The sequence below is a fragment of the Pantoea sp. Lij88 genome (assembly GCF_030062155.1).
Classification (GTDB): Bacteria; Pseudomonadota; Gammaproteobacteria; order Enterobacterales; family Enterobacteriaceae; genus Pantoea.
On the sequence record NZ_CP118269.1, the window covers coordinates 3,400,012 to 3,412,988 of the forward strand.

The window sequence follows — 12,977 nt, forward strand, 5'->3', positions numbered from 1 at the left end:
TCTTGCTCCGCACTGCAGGATAGGTAACAGAGAAATGACCATGGAAACCCGGCGCGACGAACGCATTCACAAGCTGACGCAGGCGCTGAAACGCACCGACAAACTGCATCTGAAAGATGCGGCCCAGCTGCTGGGTGTCTCAGAGATGACGGTTCGCCGTGATTTAACCGAGCCAGGTTCCAGCGTGGTCCTGCTGGGTGGCTATATCGTCAGCGACCCGAAAAGTCATGCCGGCCACTATTTTGTCAGCGATCAGCATGGGCAGAATGCCGCCAGAAAGCAGCGCCTGGCGCAGGCGGCGGCCAGCCTGATCACCGAGAACGATACGGTCTTCTTCGATTGCGGCACCACCCTGCCCTATATCGTTGATGCTATCCCTGACACGCTGTCATTCACCGCCATCTGCTGCGCCATGAATACCTTTCTGACCCTGAAAGAGAAACCGGCCTGTAACGTCATCCTCAGCGGCGGTGAGTTTCATGCCGACAATGCGCTGTTTACGCCGATTGGCGTGCATACCATCCTTGACGATCTCTGTCCGACGCTGGCCTTTATCTCGGCGGCGGGCATCGACAAAGATCAGGGGGCGACCTGCTACAACACCAATGAACTGATGATGAAACATCACGCCATGCTGCGCGCCCGAAAGTCGGTGCTGGTGGCGGACAGCAGTAAATATGGCAAAGTGCTGCCCGCCCGTATCGCCGGGCTGCAGCGCTTTGATCTGCTGGTGAGTGACAGCGCGCCCGATCAGGCGTTGCAGACCTGGCTGGCACAGCAGGCGATACCGCTGCGCCTGCCCTGAGGCCTGCCTTTGCCCGAGTGTCTGGCCCTGCCAGCGATTGAGCGCGGAAATCAGACAGTTATCCCACATAGTGTCCGGCATCACGTCCTTCAGGGCATTATTCGCCGCCCCCCGGCTGGGATTAAACGGTGAAAAAGGCTAAACTTCGACATCATTCCAACGACCAACAGACCCAGAGGCTCAACCCAACGTGGCTCAATTCGTCTATAGCATGCATCGCGTCGGCAAAGTGGTTCCGCCGAAGCGACATATCCTGAAAAACATCTCCCTCAGCTTCTTCCCTGGCGCAAAAATCGGCGTACTCGGTCTGAATGGCGCGGGTAAATCTACCCTGCTGCGCATCATGGCCGGCATCGATAAAGATATCGAAGGGGAAGCGCGTCCACAGCCAGGCATCAAGATTGGCTACCTGCCGCAGGAGCCGCAGCTTAACCTTGAACACACCGTGCGTGAGTCGGTTGAAGAAGCGCTGTCAGAAGTGGTTGGCGCACTGAAGCGTCTCGACGAAGTCTATGCGCTTTATGCCGAAGAGGGTGCAGATTTCGACAAGCTGGCCGCTGAGCAGGGCCGTCTGGAAGAAATCATCCAGGCGCATGATGGTCACAACCTGAATACTCAGCTGGAACGTGCTGCCGATGCGCTGCGCCTGCCAGACTGGGACGCAAAAATCGCTACCCTTTCTGGTGGTGAACGTCGCCGCGTTGCCCTGTGCCGTCTGCTGCTGGAAAAACCAGACATGCTGCTGCTGGACGAACCGACGAACCACCTGGACGCCGAATCTGTCGCCTGGCTGGAGCGCTTCCTGCATGACTTCGAAGGCACCGTCGTGGCGATTACGCATGACCGTTACTTCCTGGATAACGTGGCAGGCTGGATTCTGGAACTTGACCGCGGTGAGGGTATTCCGTGGGAAGGCAACTACTCCTCCTGGCTGGAGCAGAAAGATGCGCGTCTGGCGCAGGAAGCCTCTTCTGAAGCCGCTCGTCGTAAGTCGATTGAGAAAGAGCTGGAGTGGGTTCGCAAAGGACCAAAAGGCCAGCAGTCTAAAGGCAAAGCCCGTCTGGCACGCTTTGAAGAGCTGAACAACACGGACTACCAGAAGCGTAACGAAACCAACGAACTGTTCATTCCACCAGGTGCCCGTCTGGGTGACAAAGTGCTGGAAGTCAGCAATCTGCGTAAGTCCTATGGCGACCGTGTATTGATTGACGATCTCTCGTTCTCGGTGCCAAAAGGCGCGATTGTCGGGATTATCGGTCCGAACGGCGCGGGTAAATCGACGCTGTTCCGCATAATGTCAGGTCAGGAACAGCCTGACTCCGGCAGCATCGTGCTGGGTGAGACCGTTAAGCTGGCCTCAGTCGATCAGTTCCGCGACAGCATGGATAATTCCAAAACCGTGTGGGAAGAAGTTTCCGGCGGTCAGGACATCATGCGTATCGGCAACACCGAGATGCCAAGCCGCGCCTATGTTGGCCGCTTTAACTTTAAAGGCGTCGATCAGGGCAAACGCGTGGGCGAACTGTCAGGTGGTGAGCGTGGTCGTCTGCACCTCGCGAAGCTGCTGCAGGTTGGCGGCAACATGCTGCTGCTCGATGAGCCAACCAACGACCTGGACATTGAAACCCTGCGCGCGCTGGAAAACGCCCTGCTGGAGTTCCCGGGCTGTGCGATGGTGATCTCGCATGACCGCTGGTTCCTGGACCGTATCGCGACGCACATTCTGGATTACCAGGATGAAGGCAATATCGAATTCTTCGAAGGTAACTTTACCGAATATGAAGAGTACAAGAAGCGTACCCTCGGCGCCGACGCGCTGGAGCCGAAACGCATCAAGTACAAGCGTATGACGAAGTAATCGTGTCAGAGGAGGCTCAGGCCTCCTCTCACTTCACCTGTTACGTTTTGAGGTCTGAACGCAATGAAGAAAAAAGCTGATCGGCCAGTAGCTAAAAAAGCGGAAGCGATTTATGAAGCGACTAAAGTCGCGAACTTTGCCGCAAGTTCACTGCTTGAAGGGATACGTATCTCGACAGATGCTGAATTTTCGACCCTGGAACAGGTTCGACGCCGCTATAAGCAGTAACAGGAGCCGAACGTGAATCGTTATCTTGTCTGGCGAGATCACTACTGCTATCCCGATTCAGATGTTCTGATGAATCGTTACGATATCCGCGATCAAACCCTGCTCGATCAGGCTGAGCGTGATGTTACCGCGCTGACCATTTACACCATTAAGCTCTCTCATCCCCCGTTTTCTCTCCAGTCTCTGTGCCACATTCATTACTGCCTGTTTAACGAGCTATATAGCTGGGCGGGAAAAGTGCGCGATATCTCAATCAGCAAAGGACAGACCCGATTTTGCCAGCCGACTTTTATTGTGAGTGAAGCGGAGAAATTATTTGCAAAACTGGCCTGCGAAAGATGGCTGAAGCAGGCTGACCATGAATCTTTTTGTCATCAGGTTGCCTGGTATTACTGCGAGTTCAACATTCTCCATCCCTTTCGGGAAGGAAATGGTCGGGCATTACGCATTCTGTTCGAACATATTATTCTTAATGCGGGCTATCAGGTGAGCTGGGAAGGCCTGAGCGCCAGCGACTGGTTAGCGGCAAATATTGCGGGTTACCAGAGTGGCCCGGAAAAAATGGCGGCACTGTTCCTGCGCCACATTGTGCCGCTCAGCGATAAAACTCCCGGAATACCGGTGACTGCAGGGCGAACTCAATAAAGCGCGCCAGCGCAGGCGAATTGAGTTTACGGCCTGGATAAACCAGCCACAGCTCATTCCCCTCGATCTCCCATTCCGGCAGCACCGGCACCAGCCGGGGATCCGCCATCGCCCCATCGGTCAGAAAGTGCGGCAGCAGGGTAATGCCCGCATCGCCCAGCGCAGATTCGCGTGCATAGAGTAAATTGTCGGTCAGATGGCCTGGCGGCAGCAGCCAGCGGTAGAACTCGTCATCGCGCTGCAACACCCATTCATTCCAGGCGCGATGCGCAATACAGCGGTGGGCCGAGAGCTGATGTGGATGAAGCAAGGGTGGATGCTGATTAAGATAGTGCTGTGAAGCGACCAGCAGTCGCGGGCAGTTGCCTATCCGGCGGCCAATCAGCGAGGACTCCTGCGGCTGACCGGTGCGCAGCGCCACATCGAAGCCCTCCTGCACCAGATCGCGCATCTCATCGGAGATCGAGACATCCAGCGTCACATCAGGATAGAGGCGTAAAAACTCCGCGTTACAGCGCGCCAGCAGCGTCGCGCCGATCCCTGCCGGGCTGGTGATGCGCAGACGCCCGCTGGGGTTTTCCCGCAGGCTGGCAATCGCCTGATCGGCGCGTTCACTGGCCTGCATCATCTCCTGACAATGCAGCAGATAGCGCTCCCCGGCAAAGGTCAGGTTAAGCTGGCGGGTGGTGCGGTTCAGCAGACGAATCCCCAGCCGCTGTTCCAGCTGGCTGATGCGCTGACTGACACTCGATTTGGGCAGACCTGCGCGTTCCGCCGCACCGGTAAAGCTGCCGCACTCCGCCACCAGCGCAAACAGCGCCATATCCTGCCACTGACGAAATGCCATTGTTCACCTCAGACGAACACTCTATGAAAGATTGTCCATCTTATCACCAGTAAAATCAGGTTCTACACTTAAGTCACTTACAAAGGAGAACCTTTATGTCTATTCGCGCTATCGCAGTTAATCCGGAAAACCCTGAAAACTTCACCGAAATTTTCCCTGAAACCCCAACGCCAGGTGAGTATGACCTGCGGGTTGAAGTCAAAGCCGCATCGGTCAACCCGGTCGATACCAAGGTTCACAAAGGGGCGAAGAAGAATGGCTTACAGCAGCCACGCATCCTCGGCTGGGATGCCAGCGGCGTCGTGCTGGAAGTGGGCAGCTCAGTCAGCAACTTTAAGCCTGGCGATGAAGTCTTCTATGCGGGTGACCTGACGCGTCCCGGCAGTAACAGCACCGAGCAACTGGTGGATTCACGCATCACCGGTCACAAGCCTGAGAGCCTGGACTGGGCGCAGTCAGCCGCGATCCCGCTGACGGCCCTGACCGCCTGGGAAGGATTGTTTGAGCGACTGAATCTTGAGACGGCAACGGAAGATCAGACCCTGCTGATCGTCGGCGGCGCGGGTGGTGTCGGATCGCTGGCGATCCCACTGGCGAAGCTGCGCAGCAAAGTGAAGATCATTGCGACGGCCTCGCGTGAAGATTCCGCCCAGTGGTGCCGCGATCGCGGAGCCGATCTGGTGATCAACTACAAAGATATGATCGGTGAGCTGGAAAAACAGGGCATTAAGCAGGTCGATTATATCTTCTGCCTGAATGATACCGATGGTCACTGGGAGACGATGGCGAAGCTGATTGCCCCACAAGGCCATATCTGCACCATCGTGGAAAACGAACATCCGCTGTCGATGGATCAGCTGAAGCTGAAGAGTGCTGCCCTGCACTTCGAGCTGATGTATACCCGCAGCATGTTCAACACGCCGGATATGGCGCGTCAGGGCGAGATTCTGGATGCGGTATCGGCGTTGCTGGATGAAGGTAAGCTGCAAACCACACTGAGCGAGACGCTGCACGGTCTGAGCGTTGAGACCTTAACCGCCGCCCATCAGCGCGTGCTGGAAGGCCACATGCGCGGCAAAGTGGTGATGGTCTATTAATGCACTGACCCGGCTGCCATCCGGCAGACCGGGTCACAGCATGCTTTACGGCTGGGCGTTTTTCTCGCCCAGCATCGCTTTGACCAGCTCAATGCAGCGCAGGAAACGCGCGTCATAATCATCTTCCTGCACGTGCAGGAATTCGATGTTGTTTTCACGCAGCATCGTCACCAGCATCGACTGAAACTCCCGTCGATCCACTGAACTGCCCAGGCTGCGCAATCCATCCGCGACCCAGGGCACGTTGTTCTCCAGCAGAATCACCAGATCAAAACGATATTCATCGATCAGGGCCTGCACAAAGGGGTGTTCACGCCCTTCATACTTGAGACAAAACGCCTGCGTAGTCACAAAGTCGGTGTCGATAAACGCCACTTTATTGGCATATTTGACGGCGAAATCGATGTACTGCGCCTGACCCAGCGCGATCTTGTCGTAATCAGAATATTGCAGCGCCATTTCGTCACCGCCCAGGTGGGAGAAGACATAGTCGCGGCCATATTCCCAGGCACTGGTGGTGTTGAAGATGTTGGCGAGTTTATTCACCAGCGTCGATTTACCGCTCGATTCTCCGCCGAGGATCGCCACGGTGCGCACAAAGAACGGTTTCACTTCAGTGGGAATGTAATCCCAGAAGCGGAACGGATCCTGACGAATCTGCGCGCCGCTGATGCTCATAAAGGATCGGCTGGGATCGACCAGCACGGTCTGAATGCCAAGATGCTGCTGATACATCTCCGCATCCGGCGCTTCGCTGGTGTAGATGCAGTCCGGTGCAATGCCGTGCTCACTGAGAAACGCGCTGACGCCTTTACTCCAGACATCCCAGCCATGCGGATAGGGCTCGATCCCCTCTTCATCAAAGGCGTGAATGCGGATATTTTTCTGATATTTAAAGGTCTGCAGCAGCCAGCGCAGGCGATCGCTGACCGTGGGCTGCTGTGACATCGCGCTGTTCTCAAACAGTTCGCGATCGCGCGGCTCGTCATAACCCATGATGATATGCAGCTCATCGACCTGGCTACAGGCGCGCTGAATCAGATAGATATGGCCGGTGTGCAGCGGATAGAATTTACCAAAGACCACGCCCACCGTTTTATCGCGGCGCGGAAACTCCAGTCCCAGAAACCGGTGCAGTGCCTCCAGCTTTTGCGCGCTGGGGCTTTTAATTTTGGCATTGAGCAACTGGCTCAGATAGCCTTTGGTCATGCCGCTGGCATCAGCGACCTGTTGCAGCGTATGGCCCTGCTGGCGGATAGCCGTTTTCAGATAATCAAACGACGACATGTCGTGCCTCCTGCATCAATGCGGTTAAGGTGGGCGCGGCCTGCCCGCGACTCAGGCAGACAGGCCGCAGACGCATTACAGATCGTCCAGAATCGCCAGCGCATCGGCCAGCTTCTTCGCGCTGAAAACCTGCATCCCGGCAATCGGTTTTTTCGGTGCATTTCCTGCCGGTACAATGGCGCGTTTGAAGCCATGCTTCGCGGCTTCAGAGATGCGCTCCTGACCGCTGGGCACCGGACGGATCTCACCGGCCAGCCCCACTTCGCCGAAGATCACCAGATCCTGCGGCAACGGACGATCGCGCAGGCTCGATACCATCGACAGCATCAGCGCCAGATCCGCACTGGTTTCGGTAACTTTAACGCCGCCGACCACGTTGACGAACACATCCTGGTCCGCCATCTGCAATCCGCCGTGACGATGTAAAACGGCCAGCAGAATCGCCAGGCGGTTCTGCTCCAGACCCACCGCCACGCGGCGCGGATTGCCCATCATCGAGTGATCGACCAGCGCCTGAATCTCCACCAGCAGCGGACGCGTCCCCTCCCACAGCACCATAACCGAGCTGCCCGAGGTGACCTCTTCGCCACGCGACAGGAAGATAGCGGATGGGTTGCTGACTTCACGCATGCCCTGCTCGGTCATGGCAAAGACACCCAGCTCATTGACCGCGCCAAAGCGGTTCTTATGACTGCGCAGCGTGCGGAAGCGGGAATCGGCATCGCCATCCAGCAGGACTGAGCAGTCGATACAGTGCTCCAGCACCTTCGGCCCGGCCAGCGATCCATCTTTAGTGACGTGACCGACCATGATGATCGCCACACCGCGCGTTTTGGCGAAGCGCGTCAGGTAAGCGGCGGTTTCACGCACCTGAGCGACGCTGCCCGGCGATGACTGGATCTCCGCCATGTGCATCACCTGGATCGAGTCGATCACCATCAGTTGCGGCTGCTCCTGCTCGGCGATCAGGCAGATCTGCTCAATGCTGGTTTCCGACAGCATATTCACATTTTCGGTGGGTAATCCCAGACGATGGGCACGCATTGCCACCTGTTGCAGGGACTCTTCACCGGTGACGTAAAGGGTTTTCATGCCCTCTGACAACCGGCACATCACCTGCAGCAGCAGCGTGGATTTGCCCGCGCCAGGACTGCCGCCAATCAGAATGGCGCTGCCCGGCACCACCCCGCCGCCCAGTACCCGGTCAAACTCTTTGAAGCTGGTGGAGAAGCGCGGTAACGCCTCCAGGCTGATTTCAGAGAGCTTCTGCACCCGGCTGGTTCCGGCGCTGCCGGCATAGCCACTCAGACGCTCGTTACGCGCAGCGGCGGGCGAGGCGGCAATGCGCACCTCGGTGATGGTGTTCCAGGCGTGGCAGGCGCTGCATTGCCCCTGCCAGCGTGGGTAATCTGCGCCACATTCGTTACAGACAAATGCGCGTTTTGCCGCTTTGGCCAAATCAATACCTCAGTTAACGCTCTTCGTGGATCAGGCTGCCGGTGAGGATGCAGAACACCCCCATTAAATCGGCGTGGCGAATGGTGACCGCGGTCTGCTCATTCACCTTAGGTTTAGCATGGAACGCAATGCCCAGCGCTGAGGCTTTGATCATCAGCAGGTCATTGGCACCATCGCCGATCGCCACCGTCTGTTCCGGCGCGATGTCAAAACGCTGCGCCAGCTTCTTCAGGGTATCGGCTTTGTATTGCGCGTCGACTACCGGACCCAGCACGTTGCCGGTCAGTTTGCCGTCGCGAATTTCAAGTTCATTGGCCACCACCGCCGAAAGATGCAGCCTGTCGCGCAGATAGTCGGCGTAGTAGGTAAAGCCGCCGGACGCGATGGCAATCTGCCAGCCCAGCGCCTGCAGCTTCTGCGTCAGCGTCGTTAAGCCTGGCATTAATGGCAGAGCATCACGCACCTGTTTCAGAATATTGGCGTCCGCGCCCTGCAGCGTGGCGACGCGCTGACGCAGGCTGGCGGTGAAGTCGAGTTCGCCGCGCATCGCGCGTTCCGTCACTTCCGCCACCTGCTCGCCGCAGCCCGCCAGTTTAGCGATCTCGTCGATGCATTCGATCTGAATCGCGGTGGAGTCCATATCCATCACCAGCAGGCCTGGCGTTTTGAGATGCGGGATTTTGCCCAGCGGAGCCACGTCCAGCCCGGCATCGTGCGCCAGTCTGGTGGCAAACGGCGTCAGCGATCCTGCCAGGCGAATCACCTGATACTCATCGACGTTCCAGGCGCTGACGATCACCATCGCCGCACCCAGCTGGTGCTGGTAATCGGTCAGCCGTTGCTTATCCAGCCCGCGGCCATACAGCAGCCAGCCGGTGCGGCCAGCGCGATAATCCAGCGGCATCACTTCATCACCGCTAAGAGAAAGGGGCAAACCCGGCCAGAGGGAGACATCGGCGGGAAGATCGCACCAGGTTAAACGATTTGGCATCAGAGCTCCTGTAGGGACAACAAAACCACGCAAGAGGCTACCTTGTCTGCGCCGCTTCTGGCAACATAATCTCCAGGCTTTCTGTTGTGATATGACCCGGATGATTAATGGCTAAAACCGCACTGAAATTTCGCTTACATCGTACCGTGATCGTTCTTATCTCGATGGCGCTGCTGGTCGTGCTGATGCAGGGCGCATCCTGGTTCAGCCTTGGGCATCAGGCGGCGCGCTCTGAACAGGTCGAGGAGCTGGCGCATACGCTGACCAGCCAGGTGGCGTTTAGTCTTAAGCCGTTGATGGACAACAGTGAAAATAACCGTACTCAGATAGAAGCCATTCTTAATCAGATGACGGCTAACAGCCGTATTCTGGATGCGTCAGTGTATGACGGCGACGGCAGCCTGGTGGCGCACAGCGGTGAAAACATCAATGTGCGCGATCGGCTGGCGCTCGATGGTCAGCGCGCGGGCAGCTATTTCAATCATCAGATTGTGCAGCCGCTGGCCGGAAACGATGGCCCGCTGGGCTTTTTACGCGTAACGCTGGATACCCATGTGCTGGTCACCGACTCGCATCAGGTCGATAACACCACCAATATTCTGCGTCTGATGATGCTGCTGGCGCTGGCGATCGGCATTATTCTCTCCCGTACCCTGCTGCGCCACCGCCGCACCCGCTGGCAGCAGTCGCCGTTCCTGCTCACCGCCAGCACCCCGGTGAAAGAGGATCGGGATGAGGACGACGAGAAGAAAGAGTAGCGCGCCTGCGCTGCGGTAACGATAAAACGAGAAAGGCCCGCTGTGCGGGCCTTTTTTATGGGAAAGTCGCGGATTTGCGAGGCAGCTTCCATCAGCCGATCAGCAGCGCTTCCAGCTCACCCAGCGATTTGACCTGCCAGGTCGGCCTGATGTGTTCCGGCAGCGGCCGGGTGCCATGATCGAGCCAGCAGGTTTTCAGGCCAGCGTTCATGCCGCCCAGAATATCGGACTCTGGCGTATCCCCCACCATCAGCACCCGCTGACGATCCGGATTGCCCATCAGATCCAGCGCGTAATCAAAGATCTCTTTCGCCGGTTTTGGCAAGCCAACCTGCTCAGAGATCACCAGTGCCGAGAAGTAATCGCGGAAACCGGTGCGTTCCAACCGCGTCTGCTGCAGCGCGGTAAAGCCGTTGGTAATGATCCCCATCTTTACCTTGCCATGCAGCTGATTCATCAGGCTGACCGCACCCGGCAGCGGCGTGCAGATCTCGCCCATCGCGCTGAGGAAGCCGCTGTTAAGAATCTCTGGCGCCACGCTGAGCTTTTCGCTCCAGTGGTTGAAGCGCTGAGTCTGCAGCTGTAACGCTGAGATGGTGCCGTTCTGATAATCGACCCACAACGGCTTGTTGATCGCCTGATAATCGCTGTAATCCTGGTCGGTGAACTGCACATCATAACCGGCGAACAGGCGCTGCAAACCGGCATAGGCGTCGAAATGAAAAAGGGTATCGTCCGCATCAAACAGGATGCAGTCCCAGTTATCTGACATTAAAGCTCCTTAACACCACTACGGCGTCAGGGCCATGAGAATGGCATCTTCACGGCCGCTGGCGGTGGGATAATAATTGGGGCGACGACTGACCTGATTGAATCCAAGCTGCTCATAGAGCGCGATGGCGGGCAGGTTCGAGGCCCGCACTTCCAGCCACAGCGTCAGCACGTTGCGTTTGATCAACTCATCGATCAGATGCTGCAACAACTGGCGACCAAATCCCCGGCGCTGAAAGGCAGGATCGACCGCGATGTTAAACAGCGAGGCTTCGTCCAGCACCACCTGAGTAATGGCAAAAGCGACCATTTTGCCGTCAACGTCGAGACGTAAATTGATAAAGCGCTCGCCCTGATTGCTGGCAAACGTCTTTTCACTCCAGGGAAACGCGTGACTACGACACTCAATGGCGAAAGCCTGCGCCAGATCGTCAGGGGTGAGTAAAGAGATGGCTGTCATGGTTACACATCTGTTGCCAGAGCGCGCGTTTGGCGACGCCGCTGCTGATCAGTTCATTTAAAGAGGCGCTGGTTAATGCCACGCCATTGAAAGTCTGGTCGCTCTCCACCCCGAGCAGCCAGCCCGCGCAGTTCAGCGTCTCCGGCAGCATTTGCAGCTGATCCGGCGTCACGGTCATTACCTGAGCGGGTTGCAGATTAAGCGCATGCAGCACGTCGCGCATCAGCGGTTCATGCAGACCGGGAGGCGCGTCAGCGACAATAATTAACTGCGTGTCCGGTGCCAGCGTGACGGCAATTTCGCCCTGAAGCACGCGCGGGCGGCGCAGTTGGTACTGCGTAATTCCCATTTGCTGTAAAAGCCAGTCGCGCCTGGACGTCATGGTGTTACCTGTTCTGCTGCCTGAATGCGACGCTATGCTAGCAAACCCATCGAACATGCGCCAACAAACCACTATAATCCCCGCTCAGATCTTACAGGAGCCCTACATGTCTGCTTTTACCCCGGCCAGCGAAGTCATTCTGCGCCACAGTGATGAATTTACCGCCCGCCATGTTTTATTTGCTGGCGATCTGCAGGATGACCTGCCCGCTCAGCTGGAAACCGCCTCGTCGCGCGTTCACACCCAGCAATATCATCACTGGCAAAACCTCAGCCGCCGTATGGGCGAGCAGGCGCGTTACGGAATGATTGCGCAGCCGGAAGATGTGCAGGGATGCGATACCCTGGTCTACTTCTGGACCAAGAATAAGCCGGAAGTGCAGTTCCAGCTGCAGAACCTGCTCTCATTGCTGCCGGTTGGCTGCGACGTGTTCGTGGTGGGTGAAAACCGCAGCGGCGTCCGCAGTGCCGAAGGCATGATGGAGTCGTGGGTGAAGCTGGAGAAGATTGACAGCGCGCGTCGCTGTGGTCTCTACCATGGTCGCCTCGACAAACAGCCTGAGTTCGATGCCAGCAGCTTTGGTCATCAGTATGAGCTGGATGGTCTGACGATTCACACTCTGCCTGGCGTCTTTAGCCGTGACGGTCTGGACACCGGCAGCGCCCTGCTGCTGTCGACCTTTACCCCGCACACCAAAGGTAAAGTGCTGGATATGGGCTGTGGCGCGGGCGTGATTGCCGCCTCGCTGCCTGCCCGTTCGCCTAAAGTGCGTCTGTGGCTGTGCGACGTACACGCCGCGGCCCTGGAAGCGAGTAAATTGACGCTGGCTGCAAATGGCATTGAGGGTGAAGTCTTCGCCAGTAACGTCTTCTCGGACGTGACCGGTCGTTTCGACATGATTATCTCTAACCCGCCGTTCCATGAAGGCACCCAGACCAGCCTGGACGCCGCACAGGCGCTGATCCGGGGTGCGGTCAAGCACCTGAACACCGGTGGCGAACTGCGCATCGTTGCGAATACCTTCCTGCCTTATCCGCAGGCGCTGGATGAAGCCTTCGGCAGCCACGAAGTTATCGCACAGACCGGTCGCTTCAAAGTTTACCGCGCCGTCTATGGCCGTGGTGCCAAAACGCGCTAAGGGATTTTGCCGCCGTTAACCGCGTTGCCGGGCTGAAAACGTTGCTTTTTACAGCGATCGTTTCAGCCCGACGAAATAGTTGTTGACGCAAAGAGTAAAATCTCTAGAATGCGCCTCCGTGGTTGTAACATTCTCAAGGTGTTACGGGTATGCGAAGGTGGCGGAATTGGTAGACGCGCTAGCTTCAGGTGTTAGTGTCCTAACGGACGTGAGGGTTCAAGTCCCTCTCTTCGCACCAAAATCACATGTTTC

General features: G+C 57.1%; 14 protein-coding genes and 1 tRNA gene. 8 read left to right on the forward strand and 7 right to left on the reverse strand.

Annotation, left to right across the window (positions count from 1 at the left end):
* The first annotated feature begins 40 nt into the window (after window positions 1-40).
* The 4 genes from deoR (at window position 41) to PU624_RS19775 (ending at window position 3,536) form a co-directional block, all read left to right on the forward strand.
* On the forward strand, window positions 41-805 hold the full coding sequence (gene deoR, locus PU624_RS19760; RefSeq protein ID WP_283548035.1) for a DNA-binding transcriptional repressor DeoR: 765 nt from the start codon (window positions 41-43) through the stop codon (window positions 803-805).
* A gap of 190 nt (window positions 806-995) precedes the next feature.
* Window positions 996-2,663: an energy-dependent translational throttle protein EttA gene (gene ettA, locus PU624_RS19765; RefSeq protein WP_283546320.1), complete on the forward strand. Its 1,668-nt coding sequence runs from the start codon at window positions 996-998 to the stop codon at window positions 2,661-2,663.
* Between the two features lie 63 nt (window positions 2,664-2,726).
* On the forward strand, window positions 2,727-2,891 hold the full coding sequence (locus tag PU624_RS19770) for a YhfG family protein (protein ID WP_283546321.1): 165 nt from the start codon (window positions 2,727-2,729) through the stop codon (window positions 2,889-2,891).
* 12 nt (window positions 2,892-2,903) lie between these two features.
* A complete protein-coding gene (locus PU624_RS19775; protein WP_283546322.1) occupies window positions 2,904-3,536 on the forward strand; it encodes a Fic/DOC family protein in 633 nt (210 codons plus the stop codon).
* Here the strand turns inward: PU624_RS19775 and PU624_RS19780 are convergent.
* Window positions 3,487-4,383: a LysR family transcriptional regulator gene (locus PU624_RS19780; RefSeq protein ID WP_283546323.1), complete on the reverse strand. Its 897-nt coding sequence runs from the start codon at window positions 4,381-4,383 to the stop codon at window positions 3,487-3,489. The genes PU624_RS19775 and PU624_RS19780 overlap by 50 nt on opposite strands.
* A 95-nt stretch (window positions 4,384-4,478) precedes the next feature.
* Between PU624_RS19780 and PU624_RS19785 the strand changes: the two genes are divergently transcribed.
* Window positions 4,479-5,480, forward strand: coding sequence for a zinc-binding alcohol dehydrogenase family protein (locus PU624_RS19785; RefSeq protein WP_161735974.1), 1,002 nt, complete (start codon window positions 4,479-4,481; stop codon window positions 5,478-5,480).
* A gap of 45 nt (window positions 5,481-5,525) precedes the next feature.
* On the opposite strand, the gene nadR is transcribed toward PU624_RS19785, so the two are convergent.
* The 3 genes from nadR to serB form a co-directional block, all read right to left on the reverse strand.
* Window positions 5,526-6,767: a multifunctional transcriptional regulator/nicotinamide-nucleotide adenylyltransferase/ribosylnicotinamide kinase NadR gene (gene nadR, locus PU624_RS19790; RefSeq protein WP_283546324.1), complete on the reverse strand. Its 1,242-nt coding sequence runs from the start codon at window positions 6,765-6,767 to the stop codon at window positions 5,526-5,528.
* Window positions 6,768-6,842: 75 nt separating this feature from the next.
* The gene (gene radA, locus PU624_RS19795) at window positions 6,843-8,225 is read right to left on the reverse strand and encodes a DNA repair protein RadA (protein WP_003854897.1); all 1,383 of its coding nucleotides are present in this window, start codon (window positions 8,223-8,225) and stop codon (window positions 6,843-6,845) included.
* Window positions 8,226-8,238: 13 nt separating this feature from the next.
* Entirely contained in the window at window positions 8,239-9,216 is a 978-nt protein-coding gene (gene serB / locus PU624_RS19800) for a phosphoserine phosphatase (RefSeq protein WP_283546325.1), read from the reverse strand.
* Window positions 9,217-9,323: 107 nt separating this feature from the next.
* Between serB and PU624_RS19805 the strand changes: the two genes are divergently transcribed.
* Window positions 9,324-9,974 (forward strand): YtjB family periplasmic protein, encoded by a 651-nt coding sequence (locus PU624_RS19805; RefSeq protein WP_283546326.1) that lies wholly within the window; start codon window positions 9,324-9,326, stop codon window positions 9,972-9,974.
* A 91-nt stretch (window positions 9,975-10,065) separates the two neighbouring features.
* Here the strand turns inward: PU624_RS19805 and yjjG are convergent, their stop codons facing one another.
* Genes yjjG through PU624_RS19820 form a run of 3 tightly spaced genes read right to left on the reverse strand, consistent with a single transcriptional unit; the run spans window position 10,066 to window position 11,587 of the window.
* Window positions 10,066-10,746, reverse strand: a complete 681-nt coding sequence (gene yjjG / locus PU624_RS19810) for a pyrimidine 5'-nucleotidase (RefSeq protein ID WP_283546327.1) — start codon at window positions 10,744-10,746, stop codon at window positions 10,066-10,068.
* Between the two features lie 18 nt (window positions 10,747-10,764).
* On the reverse strand, window positions 10,765-11,205 hold the full coding sequence (gene rimI / locus PU624_RS19815; protein ID WP_283546328.1) for a ribosomal protein S18-alanine N-acetyltransferase: 441 nt from the start codon (window positions 11,203-11,205) through the stop codon (window positions 10,765-10,767).
* On the reverse strand, window positions 11,177-11,587 hold the full coding sequence (locus PU624_RS19820; protein ID WP_283546329.1) for a DNA polymerase III subunit psi: 411 nt from the start codon (window positions 11,585-11,587) through the stop codon (window positions 11,177-11,179). The genes rimI and PU624_RS19820 overlap by 29 nt, the downstream gene beginning before the upstream one ends.
* Before the next feature lie 106 nt (window positions 11,588-11,693).
* On the opposite strand from PU624_RS19820, the gene rsmC reads away from it, so the two are divergent.
* Window positions 11,694-12,725 carry a 16S rRNA (guanine(1207)-N(2))-methyltransferase RsmC gene (gene rsmC, locus PU624_RS19825; RefSeq protein ID WP_283546330.1) on the forward strand — a complete coding sequence of 344 codons (1,032 nt, stop codon included), beginning with the start codon at window positions 11,694-11,696 and terminating at the stop codon, window positions 12,723-12,725.
* Window positions 12,726-12,876: 151 nt separating this feature from the next.
* A tRNA-Leu gene (locus PU624_RS19830) sits at window positions 12,877-12,963 on the forward strand.
* Window positions 12,964-12,977 lie beyond the last annotated feature (14 nt).

Bases quoted from the DNA above. Each gene is read 5' to 3' on its own strand.
- PU624_RS19770 (WP_283546321.1), top strand. From the start codon at position 2,727: ATGAAGAAAAAAGCTGATCGGCCAGTAGCTAAAAAAGCGGAAGCGATT.
- rsmC (WP_283546330.1), top strand. From the start codon at position 11,694: ATGTCTGCTTTTACCCCGGCCAGCGAAGTCATTCTGCGCCACAGTGAT.
- PU624_RS19820 (WP_283546329.1), bottom strand. From the start codon at position 11,587: ATGACGTCCAGGCGCGACTGGCTTTTACAGCAAATGGGAATTACGCAG.
- nadR (WP_283546324.1), bottom strand. From the start codon at position 6,767: ATGTCGTCGTTTGATTATCTGAAAACGGCTATCCGCCAGCAGGGCCAT.
- rimI (WP_283546328.1), bottom strand. From the start codon at position 11,205: ATGACAGCCATCTCTTTACTCACCCCTGACGATCTGGCGCAGGCTTTC.
- PU624_RS19805 (WP_283546326.1), top strand. From the start codon at position 9,324: ATGGCTAAAACCGCACTGAAATTTCGCTTACATCGTACCGTGATCGTT.
- PU624_RS19785 (WP_161735974.1), top strand. From the start codon at position 4,479: ATGTCTATTCGCGCTATCGCAGTTAATCCGGAAAACCCTGAAAACTTC.
- deoR (WP_283548035.1), top strand. From the start codon at position 41: ATGGAAACCCGGCGCGACGAACGCATTCACAAGCTGACGCAGGCGCTG.
- PU624_RS19780 (WP_283546323.1), bottom strand. From the start codon at position 4,383: ATGGCATTTCGTCAGTGGCAGGATATGGCGCTGTTTGCGCTGGTGGCG.
- serB (WP_283546325.1), bottom strand. From the start codon at position 9,216: ATGCCAAATCGTTTAACCTGGTGCGATCTTCCCGCCGATGTCTCCCTC.
- yjjG (WP_283546327.1), bottom strand. From the start codon at position 10,746: ATGTCAGATAACTGGGACTGCATCCTGTTTGATGCGGACGATACCCTT.